The organism is Pseudomonas sp. P4_D7 (genome assembly GCF_056401755.1).
Genome location: NZ_JBFUIR010000025.1, coordinates 17,070 through 33,567 on the forward strand (window position 1 = coordinate 17,070; position 16,498 = coordinate 33,567).

At 58.2% G+C, this 16,498-nt stretch carries 21 protein-coding genes; 13 read left to right on the forward strand and 8 right to left on the reverse strand.

All coding sequences use genetic code 11. The annotated features are described in order from the left end of the window. Nucleotides 1-198 precede the first annotated feature (198 nt). Nucleotides 199-1,572, reverse strand: coding sequence for a nucleotide 5'-monophosphate nucleosidase PpnN (gene ppnN / locus AC1DVF_RS17070; protein ID WP_007910770.1), 1,374 nt, complete (start codon nt 1,570-1,572; stop codon nt 199-201). Nucleotides 1,573-1,795: 223 nt separating this feature from the next. Here ppnN and AC1DVF_RS17075 point away from each other — a divergent pair, with 223 nt between their 5' ends. Then, complete coding sequence (locus AC1DVF_RS17075; protein ID WP_194934376.1) at nt 1,796-2,320, forward strand: DUF3087 domain-containing protein; 525 nt, start codon at nt 1,796-1,798, stop codon at nt 2,318-2,320. On the opposite strand, the gene AC1DVF_RS17080 is transcribed toward AC1DVF_RS17075, so the two are convergent. Next, nucleotides 2,321-2,695, reverse strand: a complete 375-nt coding sequence (locus AC1DVF_RS17080) for a DUF2784 domain-containing protein (RefSeq protein WP_460090561.1) — start codon at nt 2,693-2,695, stop codon at nt 2,321-2,323. 153 nt (nt 2,696-2,848) lie between these two features. Here AC1DVF_RS17080 and AC1DVF_RS17085 point away from each other — a divergent pair, with 153 nt between their 5' ends. The 3 genes from AC1DVF_RS17085 (at nt 2,849) to AC1DVF_RS17095 (ending at nt 4,068) form a co-directional block, all read left to right on the forward strand. After that, nucleotides 2,849-3,547 carry an AzlC family ABC transporter permease gene (locus tag AC1DVF_RS17085; protein WP_477782828.1) on the forward strand — a complete coding sequence of 233 codons (699 nt, stop codon included), beginning with the start codon at nt 2,849-2,851 and terminating at the stop codon, nt 3,545-3,547. Next, entirely contained in the window at nt 3,547-3,858 is a 312-nt protein-coding gene (locus tag AC1DVF_RS17090; protein ID WP_174244501.1) for an AzlD domain-containing protein, read from the forward strand. The genes AC1DVF_RS17085 and AC1DVF_RS17090 overlap by 1 nt, the downstream gene beginning before the upstream one ends. Before the next feature lie 63 nt (nt 3,859-3,921). Then, nucleotides 3,922-4,068: a hypothetical protein gene (locus tag AC1DVF_RS17095; protein ID WP_177413101.1), complete on the forward strand. Its 147-nt coding sequence runs from the start codon at nt 3,922-3,924 to the stop codon at nt 4,066-4,068. Nucleotides 4,069-4,113: 45 nt separating this feature from the next. Here AC1DVF_RS17095 and AC1DVF_RS17100 read toward each other — a convergent pair whose 3' ends face one another. From AC1DVF_RS17100 to AC1DVF_RS17115, 4 genes are all read right to left on the reverse strand, one after another. Next, complete coding sequence (locus tag AC1DVF_RS17100; RefSeq protein ID WP_093437355.1) at nt 4,114-4,386, reverse strand: hypothetical protein; 273 nt, start codon at nt 4,384-4,386, stop codon at nt 4,114-4,116. Between the two features lie 332 nt (nt 4,387-4,718). Beyond that, complete coding sequence (locus AC1DVF_RS17105; protein WP_320337069.1) at nt 4,719-5,399, reverse strand: SOS response-associated peptidase; 681 nt, start codon at nt 5,397-5,399, stop codon at nt 4,719-4,721. A gap of 29 nt (nt 5,400-5,428) precedes the next feature. Further along, nucleotides 5,429-6,271, reverse strand: coding sequence for an ABC transporter permease (locus tag AC1DVF_RS17110; RefSeq protein ID WP_093437364.1), 843 nt, complete (start codon nt 6,269-6,271; stop codon nt 5,429-5,431). Nucleotides 6,272-6,333: 62 nt separating this feature from the next. Then, nucleotides 6,334-7,314: an aliphatic sulfonate ABC transporter substrate-binding protein gene (locus tag AC1DVF_RS17115; protein WP_116255436.1), complete on the reverse strand. Its 981-nt coding sequence runs from the start codon at nt 7,312-7,314 to the stop codon at nt 6,334-6,336. A gap of 293 nt (nt 7,315-7,607) precedes the next feature. Here AC1DVF_RS17115 and AC1DVF_RS17120 point away from each other — a divergent pair, with 293 nt between their 5' ends. From AC1DVF_RS17120 to AC1DVF_RS17130, 3 genes are all read left to right on the forward strand, one after another. Next, entirely contained in the window at nt 7,608-8,555 is a 948-nt protein-coding gene (locus tag AC1DVF_RS17120; protein ID WP_093437374.1) for an ABC transporter substrate-binding protein, read from the forward strand. Between the two features lie 131 nt (nt 8,556-8,686). Further along, a complete protein-coding gene (locus AC1DVF_RS17125; RefSeq protein WP_460128114.1) occupies nt 8,687-9,586 on the forward strand; it encodes a polysaccharide deacetylase family protein in 900 nt (299 codons plus the stop codon). 109 nt (nt 9,587-9,695) lie between these two features. Further along, nucleotides 9,696-9,938, forward strand: coding sequence for a DUF1652 domain-containing protein (locus tag AC1DVF_RS17130; RefSeq protein WP_093437383.1), 243 nt, complete (start codon nt 9,696-9,698; stop codon nt 9,936-9,938). A gap of 4 nt (nt 9,939-9,942) precedes the next feature. On the opposite strand, the gene AC1DVF_RS17135 is transcribed toward AC1DVF_RS17130, so the two are convergent. Further along, the gene (locus AC1DVF_RS17135; protein ID WP_093437386.1) at nt 9,943-10,305 is read right to left on the reverse strand and encodes an NUDIX hydrolase; all 363 of its coding nucleotides are present in this window, start codon (nt 10,303-10,305) and stop codon (nt 9,943-9,945) included. 224 nt (nt 10,306-10,529) lie between these two features. On the opposite strand from AC1DVF_RS17135, the gene AC1DVF_RS17140 reads away from it, so the two are divergent. Continuing rightward, a complete protein-coding gene (locus AC1DVF_RS17140; RefSeq protein WP_116255438.1) occupies nt 10,530-10,727 on the forward strand; it encodes a DUF2188 domain-containing protein in 198 nt (65 codons plus the stop codon). 67 nt (nt 10,728-10,794) lie between these two features. Here AC1DVF_RS17140 and AC1DVF_RS17145 read toward each other — a convergent pair whose 3' ends face one another. Beyond that, complete coding sequence (locus tag AC1DVF_RS17145) at nt 10,795-11,034, reverse strand: hypothetical protein (RefSeq protein WP_016983018.1); 240 nt, start codon at nt 11,032-11,034, stop codon at nt 10,795-10,797. Between the two features lie 184 nt (nt 11,035-11,218). Here AC1DVF_RS17145 and AC1DVF_RS17150 point away from each other — a divergent pair, with 184 nt between their 5' ends. The 5 genes from AC1DVF_RS17150 (at nt 11,219) to AC1DVF_RS17170 (ending at nt 16,409) form a co-directional block, all read left to right on the forward strand. Further along, the gene (locus tag AC1DVF_RS17150) at nt 11,219-11,554 is read left to right on the forward strand and encodes a hypothetical protein (protein WP_477782829.1); all 336 of its coding nucleotides are present in this window, start codon (nt 11,219-11,221) and stop codon (nt 11,552-11,554) included. Nucleotides 11,555-11,887: 333 nt separating this feature from the next. After that, on the forward strand, nt 11,888-12,400 hold the full coding sequence (fae, locus tag AC1DVF_RS17155) for a formaldehyde-activating enzyme (RefSeq protein ID WP_093437400.1): 513 nt from the start codon (nt 11,888-11,890) through the stop codon (nt 12,398-12,400). A 10-nt stretch (nt 12,401-12,410) separates the two neighbouring features. Next, nucleotides 12,411-13,445 (forward strand): aldo/keto reductase, encoded by a 1,035-nt coding sequence (locus tag AC1DVF_RS17160; protein ID WP_477782830.1) that lies wholly within the window; start codon nt 12,411-12,413, stop codon nt 13,443-13,445. Further along, a complete protein-coding gene (locus AC1DVF_RS17165) occupies nt 13,442-14,875 on the forward strand; it encodes an NAD-dependent succinate-semialdehyde dehydrogenase (RefSeq protein WP_099758718.1) in 1,434 nt (477 codons plus the stop codon). The genes AC1DVF_RS17160 and AC1DVF_RS17165 overlap by 4 nt, the downstream gene beginning before the upstream one ends. Before the next feature lie 169 nt (nt 14,876-15,044). Next, nucleotides 15,045-16,409: an MFS transporter gene (locus tag AC1DVF_RS17170; RefSeq protein WP_477782831.1), complete on the forward strand. Its 1,365-nt coding sequence runs from the start codon at nt 15,045-15,047 to the stop codon at nt 16,407-16,409. The last annotated feature ends 89 nt before the right edge of the window (nt 16,410-16,498 follow it).

The window sequence follows — 16,498 nt, forward strand, 5'->3', positions numbered from 1 at the left end:
TTGTTCTATCGGGCCCCTTCGCGAGCAAGCTCGCTCCCACAGGGGATTCAGGTTGCAAATACCATTTGTGCCACGCCACAGAACCTGTGGGAGCGAGCTTGCTCGCGAAGGGGTCATCTGATTCAACATCTCTGTTGACTGGAAGACCGCTATCGCTGGCAAGCCAGCTCCCACATGGATTGTGTGATGGCTTAAAGGTTACGCCACCACTCGATAACACGGCACATACGCCGCGCCGCCCGGCAGTTTCATCCGGTGCTGGGCGACGAAGGCTTTGAGCAGCGCATCGAGCGGTTGCATGATCGCCGCGTCACCACGGATCTGGTACGGCCCGTGTTCTTCGATCAGGCGAATGCCCTTGTCCTTGACGTTACCGGCGACAATGCCCGAGAACGCCCGACGCAGGTTGGCCGCCAGTTCGTGCGGTGGCTGGTCGCGGTGCAGTTTGAGGTTGGCCATGTTTTCGTGGGTCGGATCGAACGGGCGCTGGAAGCCTTCGTCGATTTTCAGCAGCCAGTTGAAGTGGAACGCATCGTTACGCTCGCGGCGGAATTGCTTCACGGCTTTCAGGCCTTGAGTCATCTGCCGCGCCACTTCGGCGGGGTCGTCGATGATGATTTCGTAGTGCTGCTTGGCCGCTTCGCCGAGAGTGGCGATGACGAAGGCGTCGAGTTGTTCCAGATACGGCGCGGCATGTTTCGGCCCGGTGAGGATCACCGGGAACGGCAGCCCCTTGTTGTCCGGGTGCATCAGGATGCCCAACAGGTAGAGGAACTCTTCAGCCGTACCGGCGCCGCCCGGGAAGATGATGATGCCGTGGCCAACGCGCACGAAGGCTTCCAGACGTTTCTCGATGTCCGGCAGGATCACCAGCTCGTTGACGATCGGGTTCGGCGCTTCGGCAGCGATGATGCCTGGCTCGGTCAAACCCAGGTAACGACCGCCATGAATACGCTGTTTGGCATGGGCAATGGTCGCGCCTTTCATCGGGCCTTTCATCACGCCGGGGCCGCAGCCGGTGCAGATGTCGAGGCTGCGCAGGCCCAGTTCGTGGCCGACTTTCTTGGTGTATTTGTATTCTTCGGTGTTGATCGAGTGGCCGCCCCAGCACACGACGATTTTCGGCTCGACACCCGGACGCAACGTGCGCGCATTGCGCAGCAGGTGGAAGACGTAATCACTGATGCCTTGCGAGGTGCTCAGGTCGATGCGTTGGCTGTCGAGTTCGTTTTCGGTGTAGACGATGTCGCGCAGGGCGCTGAACAACATTTCGCGGGTGCTGGCGATCATTTCGCCGTCAACGAAGGCGTCGGCCGGAGCGTTCAGCAGCTCCAGGCGTACGCCGCGATCCTGTTGGTGAATGCGGATTTCGAAGTCCTTGTAGGCTTCGAGGATGGTCTTGGCGTTATCGACATGGGCGCCGGTGTTGAGGATGGCCAGGGCGCACTGGCGGAAGAGGGTGTAGGTGCTGCCGGATCCGGCTTCGCTCAGTTGCTGAACTTCACGTTGAGAAAGGGTTTCCAGGCTGCCTTTCGGGCTGACCGAGGCATTGATTACGTGTCGTTGGGTCATGCAATGATCCTTAAAACGATGTCATCTCAAGACTAGGCGATGGCATCCGAATAGTGTGTATCCATGAATGAAGATGGCACGATCTGCGCTGTACCGCCATGTCCCCGTTGGACGCTGAAAAGATGAAAAGGAGCCCCAGCATAGCTAAATCCGCGGTAGAGGCGATAATGCGCCGGCCGGTTTTTTCAGTTAGCCCTTTTGTCGCTCAAGGAAGTCATTTGTGATGTTCGAGATTCAGCCGATGGATGCCGCCACTTTTCGCCAGCAGACCCGCCGCAGCACGATCATCATCGCCGTGCTGTTCCTGGTGCTGGCGATGTTGTTTTCCAGCGTGGCGGTGGCGCTGTTCGGCGAGCCTGGCGGCGATAACCTGCGCTTCAATGTCGGCGGCGTGTTTGTGGCGTTTCTGCTGACCGCAGCGTTACTGCGCGGGCGCTTCTGGAATCAGAGCTGGATGGCGCCAGCCGTGTACAGCTGGCGACTCAAGCGCAATCTGATGAGCATCACCAACGTCATGCATCAGGTCACTGCAGCCGTGGAGCAGAATGATCCGACGGCTATGAAGGTTCTGCGCTTTTACCATCTCGGCTTGACGCAAATGCACGAACTGGACGGCAACTCCAGTGATCACGGGCAACTGTGGCGGGAAGTTGAAACGCACAAGGCGCGGATGCAGGCGCTGGGACTCGATACCGAGCAGACGCGCCTGGATCCGGTCTGGCTGGAAGCCTTGAAGACTTCGCGTTGATTACACCGCTCGACGCAGTTTCCACGAACGGATTAAACGGCCATACACCAACAGGTTGACCGCCAGCACCACACTGCCGAGCGCCAGTTGAATCTGCGGGGTAAGGCCTGCCGGGTAGATAATTGGCCAGATGTAATGCTCGATGAAGCCGCCGGCATATTCAGTCTGCCCGGCCGCGTGGCGCATGAGGTTTTCCCAGTAGGTCAGCGGGCAGGTCAGGTGCAGCACCTCGACCGCCGCGCCCCAGGCCGCAGCCGGCAAATGCAGCCACATCAAACGTGGCCATTTGAGGACCAGCAGCCCGCCAAACAGCACAAACAGAATGAAGGACAAATGAAACAGCACCAGCCCGTCGGCTGCGATTCGGTACAGCATGTCGTCTCCCTGACGCATTTGTGAATGGCTCACATGGTACGCCGATGGCCGTCCACAGTCGGCGCGATTTAGCGCAATTGCGCAAGATTGTTCAAGCCGGACAAGGGGATTTGCTGGCAGAGTCTGCTGCTGTTTCCACTGTTGAAGAGCGATATGTCTGATTCACTTATGCCGCGCAGTGCGTTCCTTCGCGGCGCTATCGCGATCATGCCGTTGTCTTTGGCCACCGCGCCTTGGGGATTACTGGCTGGCTCCATGGCGGTCGAGGCCAACCTCACACCGCTGCAAGGGCAGGGCTTGTCGAGCATCGTGTTTGCCGGCGCGGCGCAATTGGTCGCGATCGGTATGCTCAAGGGTGGCGCGGGGATTTTTTCGATTCTGTTGACCACGCTGCTGCTGACTTCACAGCACTTGCTGTATGGCATGAGCATGCGTTCGGTGATTTCGCCACTGCCGGGGCGCTGGCGCATCGGGCTGGGCTTTTTGCTCACCGACGAGTTGTTTGCACTGACCAGTCAACATGATCGCCAGCAGTTCAACCGCTGGTATGCGCTGGGTGTCGGCCTGACGTTTTACATCGCGTGGAATCTGTTCACCCTGGCCGGCATTGTCCTCGGCAGCAGCATTCCGGGGCTTGAGCACCTGGGGCTGGACTTCTCGATTGCCGCCACGTTTATCGAGTTGATCACGCCGGTAGTGCGCAACGTGCCGACAGTGGTTTGCGTGGCAGTGTCGCTGTTTTGTTCGGTGCTGTTCAGTTACTGGCAATGGGGCTCGGCCCTGGTGTTGTCGGGGTTGGCAGGAATGACCGCAGGGTTTATCTGCAACAAGCTGTATCGGGAGCGCACATGATGGTTTGGGCGGTGATTTTCGGCATGGGGATTCTGGTGTTTCTCAATCGCTACGTGTTTCTTGAACCGCGTTTGCCGGTGCGCTTGAGTAGCAATGCGCGGCAGTTTCTCGGTTTTGCAGTACCGGGGATGCTCACCGCGATCTGCGGGCCGATTGTCTTCATGCCGGACAAACAGCTGAATCTGCAGTGGGACAATCCGTACCTGCTTAGTTCGCTGGTGGCGATCGCTTTGGTGATTTACACGCGCAGTACTTTGCTCAGTATGTTGTTGAGCATGGCGTTCTTCTTTTTGCTGCGGTGGTGGTTGTAAGTTGTACGTTTGAAACTGTTCTACGCTTCAAGGATGACGGGTAACTGATGACGGGAGGTGTACATGACGACTGAGCCAAAGCAGCCAGAGGCGGATGACCAAGACACGGATGAACCGACGCAAGAAGAAATAGAGCGGGAGAAACACAACGAACAGACCTGGAAGCGCGATGAATCCACAGAGCTTTCAGATCCTGACCGCAAGTTTTAAAGATTTTTACGAAAAAGCCCCGCACATGCGGGGTTTTTTTGGGGGTCAGAGATCGTCCAGCTGCGTGAAATCGGGGTGTGAAGCCCGATATCCCAATGTTCGGTCGATCCATGCGTTCAGCTCGTTGACCATCACCGGCGCGTGGCCGGGATACCCTTCGAGGGTGGTGCGCAGGATGCGTTCGATATCGGGAACGGCACGCAGGTTTCGGGTCTTGATGTAGTGGCCGATAAAACAGTCGAGTTCAAAGCGTTCTGTCATCGACAGATAAATACACTCCAGGCCGCTGACCTGTTTGATTGCAAAATCGTCGCGCAACTTATTTCTCTGCAAGGCTTGTAGACGTTATGGGGATTCCTGGTTTGTTGACTCTTTGGTCAACTGGTATACCAATCGGAAAGGCGGCGCGCATGCTAGCCGTAGTGCATCTAAATGTATGTATGACGGTTGAAATGTCAGACAGGCGGTTTGTTCATTCGAACGTGTGTTTTATTTGCAGCGTTTCAAAGATGAAACAGAGTTTGTAACGGCAGTGATTCGCCTTTCTGAGTCGCTGAAGGTTGCAATAGTTTTATTCTTCTAACGCTGCGTCAAAAGATCGCAGCCTTCGGCAGCTCCTACATTGATAGACGCGTGAAGTCGGCAGATGTTTAAGTCTGCTCAATAATCAAACTGGCCCCCTGATTGCGTGCGTTACCGACCGCTTTGCCGACTTTGTACCATTCGAACACTTCACTGCCTTCACCTTCGAACAACAGCATTTGCTCGGCGCGCTCAACAGGGGTTGCGGGGTCGAGCCATTCGCGCACCAACTCTGCGCGGAACACCACCGGTCGACGATCGTGGATATCGAGCATGCCGCCGGCGGCATCGGCGGTGATGATCACGAAACCGTCGTCGTCCCGGGTCGCTGTTTCGGCTGTCGGAAATTGGCCGATGGCAGCGCAGAAAACCGCCCCATGATCCGCCCGACGAATCAGCCACGGTTGTCGGGATTTGTCTTCGCTATCAACCCATTCAAACCAGTTGTCCACGGGCACAATCAAGCGATGTCGCCAGATCGTCCGGAAGAACGGGCCATGGGCGACTTTCTCGACCCGGGCATTGATCGGTGGTGGGCGATCCTTGGCCCAGTGCGGGCGCCAGCCCCAGCGCAGATTGTCGGCCTGCAGCTGTTGCCCTTGTTGGTGCAGGACGGCCAGCGCGGTAGTCGGCGCGGCGTTGTAGCGGTCGAGCGGTGCATCGCCGACGTGATTGATCAACGCGTCGGGAATGCTCAGCACCGCGACGAAGTCGTGAATGCCACGGTACTGCGAGAGTCTTCCGCACATCGGCTGAATCTCCGGTTGGAGATTTCAGCTTAGTCGCTGGCGCCTTGGCCGGTGAATGTGTCACGCCAGTTCAACCAGCGGCGTTCGAGCATGGCCAGCAAGCCATCGCTGAGTTTACCGAGCAAGGCGAGCACGATGATTGCGGCCAGCACGATGTCCGGCCGCGAAGTTTCCCGGCCGTCACTGAGCAAATAACCCAAGCCTTTGGTGGCCGCGATCAGTTCCGCCGCCACCAGAAACATCCACGCCAGGCTCATGCCACTGCGTAGCCCGGTGAACAGGCCGGGCAGGGCGGCCGGCAGCAATATTCGTCGCACCAGTTGCAAGCGGCTGAAGCCATAGATGCGGCCGACTTCCACCAGTTTGCGATCAATGTTGCGAATGGCCGCGACCACGTTGACGTATACCGGAAAGAACGCACCAATGGCGATCAAGACAATTTTCGAGGTCTCGTCGATGCCCAGCCACAACAACAGCAGTGGCACCCAGGCCAGGCTCGGGATTGAACGCAGGGCGGCGAAAGTCGGTTCCAGATAGGCCTCGGCTTCGCGGCTCAAACCGACCCAGGCGGCAAACACCAGCGCCAGACTGGCGCCAATGGTAAAACCCAGCAGCACGCGTATCAGGCTGGCGCCGATGTGTTTCCACAGCGCACCCTCAGCGAGGTCGGTGAGGGTCAGAGCAATCTCGCTCGGTGCCGGCATCTGGTAGGACGGCAGCCACCCGATGCGTACGATAATTTCCAGCGCAACGATGATCAGCAGCGGCAGGGCCAGGCCCTTGCAGCGGCGCTGCCATGCCGGATTTAAACGCGCAGGACGCTGGCGCGGAACGGCAAGTGGCGCGGGCAAGTCTTTGCAGTGAGTGGTCATGGTTTTTGGCTCCGCTCACAACAAATCCGCGACGGGCGCGGATTTGTCCTGAGGCTGATCGGTTACTGGCGGGCGATGGCTTGCTGCACACCGCTGTCGAGCAATTGATCGATGACTTGATCGACATTCACCCCACGGCGCACCAGTTCCTCAGAGACCAGAATCGGCGCCGCAGCCTTGGAGGCGCTGATGTCCTGTTGGGTCAGTTGCGGGCTGCTCAGGTCGGTGCGCGATAGTTGCAGCTTGGCTACGTCCAGCGGCAAGCCGGACTCCTTGGCGAGGAGGGCAGCGAACTCATCAGGATTTTTCAGCGCCCAGTCGCGGGCCTGTTCGTAGGCTTTGATCACGGTGTCTATGGTCTGCGGGTGTTCCTTGGCGTACTGCTCGGTGACGCTGACCACGCCGTAGCTGTTGAACGCGGGGTTGCGGTAGAGCAGGCGCGAGCCGGCCTGAACCTGACTGGCGGCCATGTGCGGATCGAGTCCGGCCCAGGCGTCTACATCGCCTTTTTCCAGCGCGGTGCGGCCGTCCGGATGTTGCAGGTGAACCAGTTCGACATCGTCTTTTTTGAGTCCGGCCTGTTGCAGGCTGCGTAGGGTGAACAGGTACGGGTCGGTGCCCTTTGTGGCGGCGATCTTTTTGCCCTTGAGGTCGGCGACCGTCTGATATGGCGAATCCTTGCGCACCACCAGCGCTGTCCATTCGGCGCGGCTGTAGACGTAGACCGATTTGATCGGGCTGCCATTGGCCCGGCTTAGCACGGCGGCAAGGCTGGCGCTAGAAGCGAAATCCACGCCGCCACTGTTGAGGTATTCCAGCGAACGGTTGCTGCCTTGGCTCAGTACCCAGCTGACTTTGGTTTGCGGCAAGGCCTTTTCGAGGAAGCCGAAGTGCTTGAGCACAAGACTGACCGGCGAGTAATAGGCGTAGTCGAGATGCACTTCCGCCGGCGCGGTCTCAGTCGCGTGGGCGAACGGTTGCAGACTCAGCATCACGGCGCTGGCGGCCAGCAGTGTTTTGAAATAAGGAAAGAACGATGTCATGGAGCGCTCCGGCAAAGGCACAGGTTTCTTATGTCCAAAAAGATATTTTTATCGAATGCTTCCTGCATGAATGGAATATTGCAGGCTCTGTGCCATGTGCTTGAGAGCGCCGGTTTACAAGGGTTTTAACGCCAGGTGCAGGATTTCAGCTGTTGCGTGGGAAACAGTGTGATTCGCTACTGTTGGCAAGCAAACAGCAAGTATCAACCGTGAGGAGCTTATGCATTTATCGAATTTCAAAACCTTGAGTCAACAGCGTTATGGTCTATGCAATTACTTTCGCAGGGCTCGCCATGAAGCTTTCTCGTTTCCTCCGCAGTGCGTTAATCACTGCATTATTTACCTCGCCACTTTCCTACGCAGCCGAGCCCTTGGTCCTGCACGTCGGTGATCAGAACTACTACAACATCCGTGCCTCGGTGGAGGCGTCCGGCGTGTTGAAAGACGCGCCTTATACCGTCGACTGGAAGCACTTCCAGGCCGCTGCACCTTTGGCGGAAGCCTTGCAAACCGGTTCGCTGGATCTGGGCTTTCTGGGCGATTCCGGTTTTCTGTTTCTGGCTGCCAAGCAGGCGCCGGTGAAACTGATTGGCGTATCGCGGCAGAATCCGGACACCATCGCGTTACTCGTGCCGAAGGACTCGCCGGTAAAAACCATCGCTGATCTGAAAGGCAAGAAAGTCGCTTATTGGCCTGGCGCCTGGAGTCAGCAGTTGACCTTGCGCGCCCTGGAGCAGGGCGGTCTGCCGGAAAACTACGTCGATTTCGTCAAACTGATGCCGATCGATGCCGCCGCAGCCCTTCCACAGGGCAGCATCGACGCTTTCCCGGTATGGGAACCGTACATTTCCCAGCAGATCGTATTTTCCGGCGCGCGGCCGATCCTGACCGCCAAGAATCTGATGCCGGGCCTCAGTGCTATCGCGGCGTCGACACCGTCCATCGACAGCAAACATGCAGCCATAGCGGATTTTCTCGGGCGCTTGAAGCAGGCGCGGGCCTGGGTCGACAGCCACACGGATGAATACGCCGATCTGTGGGCGAAGAAAGCCAATCTCGATCAGCAGGTGTCGCGCCACTGGTTGCGTCAGGCGCACATGACGGTCGGCCCCGTTGACACACAAGCGGCGACGGATTTGCAAAGTACTGCCGACTTCCTGTTCAAAGTGAAAGCGCTGCCGGCTCCGTTAGCCACTGCCGGCATTATTGACACGTCCTTTCAACAGGCATTGGCTCACTGAGCGAGCGCCGGAACCAAACCCTGTGTACCTTATCCAACCTCCGCTCGCAGATCGGGGCGCAAGGATGGATAAGGGCGAGGGAGTTTTGCCAATCGACAACATGACGGCAGCCGCCGTGCTCAAGGCAAAACATGACATCCGGATTCAAGCTTCTCTGTGCAGCGCTCATCGTCCTCGGGCTGGCCGGTTGTATCGCCGCCCCGATAGAAATGACCGCGCAAACCGAAACGCGCCTGAAAACTCAGGCACCGGTGCGCTTCCTGTTGACGTTCGATGACGGCCCCAGCGCATCCAGTTTCTGGAATCCGTCGGCGACGGTGCTCGACAGCCTCAAGGACAATTCGCTGATGCCGAATATCAAAGCGGTGTTCTTCGTACAGACGCGCGCACCGCGAGCGGGCAACAGTGACATCGGTCGCGGCATCATGCGGCGTGAGTACGAGGAAGGCCACATACTGGCGTTTCACACGGCCACCCACTGGCACACCAATCATCGCTTGCTCGATCCGCAAGAACTCGAAGAATCGCTGACCAACGGCACGGCTGATATCGCTGCCATCACTGGCGCGCCGCCGAAGTTGCTGCGCCCGCCGTTCTGGAATTACGACAAACGTACCTTTGCCGCTTATCAACAGCATGATTTGCATGTGTTGCTCACGGATTTAAGTGCCAACGATGGCAAGATCTGGGGCTTCAATGCCAGCCCGAGGCGTCGGGCAAACATGCTGCGACAATTATCAGAAGTTCGTGAACGGATTGCCCTTGGCGAATTTCCGACCGTTGACGGGGTGATTCCGGTAGTAGTGACGTTTCATGATCTGAATCGCTATACCGCGCGGCACACGCGCGAATACCTGCAGATTCTGCTCGATAGCGCCGCCGCCACGGGCGTGAAGCTGGCTGACAAGCCTTTCTACGATGATCACGCTGAACTTGAGAAAGCCGCATTGGCCCGTACGGTGGAAAAAAGTTCGGAGCCGGTAAATTTGCCGGGGATGTGGAACTGGATCTGGGATCACGACGCACACTGAGGGCGAGGTGGATTGTTGTGATCGGGTTGGCATTTTGTATCGGGCAAGCCACAAATGGCTCATCTATGCTCAACGAGTCGACCGACCAACGCCTGCGAGGCGTGCACTCATGCTTGCCATTGACGATATTTGCCGGATTGTCGAATCCGGCTTTCCTGCGTTCAAGTGTGACTGCATTCCGAGTGCGCAGGGACTGCTGCAAATCAAGGTTTATGAGCCGGACAGCGGGCGTGTCGAATTGCTGCTCACTGGCGTTTCCCCGGAACACCTCGTCACGATCCGTGACATTTCCAACTTCATCGGTGAGTTACGCACCGAAATGAGCGCCGGTCGCCGGGCCTTTGCTGGTTAACGCCTCATAAACGTCGTCGAAACGCTTCAACAATGCGCAATGTCGCCTCACTGGTGTGCAGATTGCGCACTGCGTCCAGCGGATGCCAGATGCAATCAATGATCTCGTTCTGCGGCCGCACCTGTTCGAAGTCCAGCACGGAGACCTCGTAGACATGATGCTGTGTGCTGCCGCTCTGCAATTCCATTAAATACAACACATCGTCGGCGTCCAGGCCGGTTTCTTCTTGCAGTTCACGTACGGCAGCCTGCGCTCGGGTTTCCCCGGGCTCGACCTTGCCGCCGGGCAATGTCCAGCGGCAGCGGGGTTTGCGTACCAGGAGAACGTGGCGATCCTGTTCGCATATAACGGTTGCGCGTACTTTCATCTGTTACCTGTTTATTGCTTGTCACGAAATAGTAATAAAACTGCAATATTTGAGCCGGGGCCAGCAACAAAGGTTTCATTTGGATTTGGAGCGTTGGCTGCAGCGTAAAGTGCCCGCGCCATGATGGTCGCGGCTTGCGACATTCGGTCGGCATTTCGGGCGGATCAGGGTGTAAGGTAAAAGCGTGAAGCTGGATCTGACCGTTAGCGAAAATGGAGGTGTCCATGAGCATGCCGATGTTGATCAAGATGCACATGAACGGCTATGACGTGCTTAGCGTGAACAATGGCCCATGGCGGGTTTGCACTCAGGGCGATCGGCTGGCGTCGTTTGGCAGCAGGGAGGAAGCACTGGCCTATGCCGCTGCGTTGCCTGGCTACAAAAAACGCTCGGCGCGCGCGCAAAGTCACAAAACCCACTGACAGGCAGGCCGTAACGAAAGAGCCCCGGCATGTGTCGGGGCTTTTGTTTGAGGTAGGTGGGTGGGTCTCAGTGGACCTTGGTCCGGCTGATGGCGCGGGCTTTCACTTCCTTGGCATAGAGTTGCAGCCGTTCCTCATCGCTTTGCAGCACCTCACAGGATCTCAGCACGCTTTGCGCATCTGCCTCGTTGCCGGATTTGCGCAGTTGTTCTGCGATACGTTTGAGGTCGACCGCCGACCATCTCAAGTCCGATGCAACGCTTTGCAGGTCGCGTTGAAGTTCGTGTTCATATTCATTGAGCCGCATGATCACCTCCAGAACATTCTCGGTAGAAAAGAGTAGTCGCATTTTTCGTCGATGGGCAAAGCCTGTTCGTCAGCACGCTGAACGGTTGTGAAAAGTTGTGCAGATTGCGCCAAGGGCGCGGTGCCACGATGGATGTAGCGCCGCTTACACGCTACATTCACTTTTTTCAGATCAGGAATACACCATGCGGATATGGATCGGGAGTCTGGCGTTTGCCATGTTGGTAGGTTGCTCGTTGCCGGCATCGCTGGTGCCGGGTGAGCCGAATATCAGCAAGACCAGTACCAAGTCGCCCAAGGACTATGCTGCGTGTTTATTACCGTTGTGGCAGAAGGATGTGGCCAAGACTTCGCAGACGTCGATTTCCAACGGCTACCGTATCACCGCGCCAAGCATCATCACTGCTGACGAGATCCTCGACATCGTCAAGTACAAGGATGGCAGCCGGGTTTCGTTGTATCAGGGGCCGCCGTGGGCCAAGTCCGGGTCGTTGCGCCAATCGGTGCGTGACTGTCTGTAGCGACGCCTGCAGGCGGTGTGAATCGAGCACCGGCCATCAATGGCCAATCCGGACGCATCGCCTTCAACCATCCCGCTCTCTGAGCGGGTTTTTTTTGCCCGCGAGAAGGGCTATGACTAAAACTCATTGCCCCATGATTTTTAATGGTTACAGCCGGCTCCAGTCCCGGTGTTAAAAAATCGCAAACACAGCTCATCAATAACAACCAGAGAGCGTTTGCAGCCATGTCCCCTTTATCCCGCCGACTCTCCCTCCGCCCGTTATTGAACACGCTCGCTATCAGGTGCGCGTGAGCTATCGAACATCCCTCGTATCGCACAAGAGTAATGACTGATGAAAGAACTCGACCTGTACATCGGTGAAGGTTTCGAAGGCCCGGGCGTCAACGCCGCACACATCAATATTCTGATCGGCCCGCGCAATGGTCCGGCGGGGCAGGCGTTCGCCAACAGCCTCGCATCGCCTAGCCAGGGCCACTGCCCGTTCATGGTGATCGCGCAACCGAACATCCCGGTCAAACCGATGACCTTGTACGTGAATAAAGCCGCGATCAGCAGCGACCTGCACGGCAACGCCACGTGGGGCGCCTCGCAGGCCGGGATCGCCAAAGCCGTGCTCGAAGCGCTGCTCGACGGCACGCTGCCGCCGGAAGCCGAAGACGAATGGGCAATCGTCACCGCCAATTGGGTCAATCCTGCGTGCGACGACCTCGATGCGGTGTACCTGAACAACTACAACGCCTGCCGCACCGCGATCCGCGCGGCACTGACCGGCAAGCCGGAAACCGCGCAACTGAAAGACGTCGTTGCGCACATCAGCAATCCTTTCTACACGCCAAAAGCCTGAGGTCGACGCCATGCAATACATCCGTTTGGGCAACTCCGGCCTGCAGGTTTCGCGTCTGTGCCTGGGCACCATGAACATGGGCACGCCGGACTGGAAACCGTGGATCTTCAATGAAAAGCAGAGTGAGCCGATCGTCGCGCACGCACTGGACAACGGCGTGAACTTCATTGACCTCGCCGACTTCTATTCCGCCGGTGTCGGCGAAGAGGTGGTGGGTCGCATCGTCAAGCGTCTGGCCCGTCGCGAAGACCTGGTGATCACCACCAAAGTCGGTTACGGCACCCGCAGCGGCATCAACGCCAGCGGCCATTCGCGCAAGCACATCATGGACAGCATCGATGCCTCGCTGAAGCGTCTGGACATGGATTACGTCGACGTCTTCATGCTGCATTACTTCGATGTGAACACCCCGGTCGAAGAAACCATGGACGCCTTGAATGACATCGTGCGCTCCGGCAAGGCCCGTTACATCGGCGTTTCGACCATGCTCACCGGGCAGCTGGCGAAGATCCTCATGGCCTGCGAGCGCAATGGTTGGGTCAAACCGATCAACATGCAGCTGCAACTGAACTGTGCTTACCGCGAAGAAGAGCGCGAAATGATTCCGTTCTGTCGCGATCAGGGCATCGGCGTATCGGTGTTCAGTCCTTTGGCGCGTGGTCTGTTGACCGGTGACGTGCAGTCGACCCGCAACCAGACCGACTTTTTCACTCAGCAGATGTACAGCGACGAAGCCTCGTTCGAAATCGCCCACTCGGTGCAGCGCGTAGCCCGTGCTCGCGGTGTGTCGAATGCGCAGATCGCCCAGGCTTGGGTGGCGAACCATCCGGGCGTTGATTGCATGCTGGTCGGCGCCGACACCACCGCGCAATTCGACAGCGCATTGGCCGCACTTGAAACCAGGCTCGACGCTGATGAACTGCATGAGCTGGAACGCAATTACACCCCGTGCGACGTGATCAACGATTACACCGCCGGAAAACGCATCCTCCGCTCGGCGCGGCCGGGGCTTGAGCGTTTCACTCTGCAGGGAGCGGTGGCATGAGCGATTTGATCCGTCACGGCAACTTCATCGATGGCCAGTGGGGGCAGGGCGGCGCGACCTATCCGGTGCGCAACCCGGCCAACGGCGAGCTGATCACTGAGGTGCAGAAGGCTGGCGCCGAAGCGACCAGCCTGGCCATCGACGCCGCCCACCGCGCACTGCCGGCGTGGCGCAAATTGACCGCGAAGGAACGCAGTCAACGCCTCAAGCGCTGGAGCGAATTGATGCTCGCCAACCAGAAGGATCTGGCCACGCTGCTCAGTCGTGAACAAGGCAAGCCGCTGGCCGAGGCCATGGGTGAAGTGGTTTACGCGGCGAGTTTTCTTGAGTGGTTCGGCGAGGAAGCCAAGCGGGCCTACGGCGATGTGATCCCGAGCCACAAGGCCGATGCGCGAATCATCGTGGTCAAGGAAGCCATTGGTGTGGTCGCGGCGATCACCCCGTGGAATTTCCCGTTGGCGATGGTCACTCGCAAGGTCGGGCCGGCGCTGGCGGCGGGTTGCACGATGATTCTCAAACCATCGGAAGAGACGCCGCTGTCGGCCTTTGCCTTGGCCGTGTTGGCCGAGCAGGCGGGGATTCCGGCTGGTGTCTTCAACATTGTGTCCGGCGATGCCGTCGCCATCGGTGGCGCGCTRCAGGCATCGAGCATCGTGCGCAAATTGTCCTTCACCGGCTCTACTCGCACCGGCAAGTTGCTCATGCGTCAGGCCGCCGACACCTTGAAAAAGGTCTCGCTGGAACTGGGTGGCAATGCGCCGTTCATTGTCTTCGACGATGCCGATCTGGATGCCGCAGTCAAAGGCGCAATGGCCTCGAAATTCCGCAACACCGGGCAGACTTGCGTGTGCGTGAATCGCTTCTTTATTCAGGACGGCGTCTACGAAGCCTTCACCGGCAAGCTTGCGGAAGCGGTGGCGGCGATGCGCGTCGGCAGTGCACTGGACGGTGATACCGAACAAGGTCCACTGATCAACAGCGCGGCGCTGGCCAAGGTGGAAAGCCATGTCAGCGATGCCCTGGAGAAGGGCGCGACATTGTTGTGTGGCGGTCGTCGTCACGCCTTGGGCGGCACGTTCTACGAGCCGACCATCCTCACTGAGGTCAACGGCGACATGTTGATTGCCCAGGACGAAACCTTCGGTCCGGTGGCAGCGTGCTTCCGCTTCAAGGACGAGGCCGAAGTGCTGGAACGCGCCAATGACACGCCTTTCGGGTTGTCGGCGTATTTCTACAGCCGCGACATCGGCCGGGTCTGGCGTATGGCTGAAGGCCTGGAGGCGGGCATGGTCGGGATCAACGAAGGGATCATCTCCACGGAAGTGGCACCGTTCGGCGGAATCAAGGAATCGGGCCTCGGCCGCGAAGGTTCGAAGTACGGTCTGGATGACTATCTGGAGATCAAATACCTGTTGATGGGTGGTCTCTGATTCCCCGAAAACAACAATCTTTGTGGGCGCTGAGCCTGCTCGCGAAGACGGTCTATCAGTGGAAAGTAATGTGACTGACATGCCGCCTTCGCGAGCAAGCTCGGCTCCCACAAAAAGCAAAAGCAAGAGCAATCGGTTTCTCCGTCAATAACAACAATTGGAGACGAACATGTCCGCTCAACCCATAAAAATCGATGACCTGCCGATCGGCCGGTTTCACATCAAGATCGCCGGCCTGACCTTCGGCGCGCACTTCACCGACGGCTACATTCTCGGCCTGATCGGTATCGCGTTCACCTTGCTCAGTCCGCAGATGCAGCTGGATGCGTTCTGGCAAGGCTTGATCGGCGCGTCGGCGTTGATCGGGCTGTTTCTCGGCAGTCTGTTTTTCGGCTGGATCTCCGACAAGGTCGGCCGCCAGAAAATCTTTCTGGTCAGTTTTGTGCTGATCACCGTGGCCTCGATGATGCAGTTTTATGTCGAAACAGCGATGAGTCTGTTTCTCTGCCGGGTGCTGATCGGCATCGGCTTGGGCGGCGATTTCAGCGTCGGCCACGCGATGCTGGCCGAGTTCTCGCCGAAGAAATATCGCGGCGTTTTGCTCGGTTCTTTCAGCGTGATCTGGACCTTCGGTTACGTTGCCGCAACCTTCGTCGGCACGGCGATGCTCAGCCTTGGCGATGATGCCTGGCGCTGGATGCTGGCATCGTCGGCGATTCCGGCGGCATTGATCCTGATCGCGCGCATCGGCACGCCGGAATCGCCACGCTGGCTGGTCAATCAGGGACGCATCGCCGAGGCGCGGGCGATCGTCAAAAAACACTTGGGCGATAACGTCGAACTCGACGAAACCCGCTCCACGGAAACCCGTTCCGGGTATGCGGTGCTGTTCAGCCGTGAGTACCGCAAGCGCACCGCGTTCAACTGCCTGTTCTTCGTGTGCATCGTGATGCCGTACTTTGCGATCTACACGTTCCTGCCGTCGATTTTGCAGAAGATGGGCCTGGCCGAAGGATTTGGTACCGAGTTGATGTTGAACATGCTGCTGATCCTCGGCGCGCTGATCGGTATCTGGTGCACGATCAAATTCACCCGGCGTGGATTCCTCATCAACTCGTTCATCATTCTCGCGGCGGCGCTGTTTCTGCTGGCGGTACTGCCGGGCAGTGCGGCGTGGCTGATGGTGCTGGTGTTTGGTCTGTTTACGTTGGTGTTGTCGGCGGTGAGCAATCTGGTCGGGGTGTTCCCGGCGGAGAGCTTTCCGACCGAGGTTCGCGCCAGCGGTATCGGGCTGGYGACGGCAGTGAGTCGTTTGGGGTCGGCCGTCAGTACGTTCCTGCTGCCGGTGAGTGTGGCCGGGATCGGCTTGAGCCCGACGATGGGCATTCTCGCGGCGATTCTGGCGATTGGCGCATGGCTGTCGTGGGCGTGGGCGCCGGAGACCAAATCGCTGACGTTGAGTCAGGCGTGCAAGGCGCAGACCACGGTGGAGGGGAGTTCGATTGTGGTGAGCAAAGTCGCTACGCCGATTTGATGTGCAAGGCTTAAAACCTCCCCCTCACCCCAGCCCTCCCGAAACGTCGGACCGCCCCCAAGGGGGGCGAGGGGGAAAGGGGGCGATCT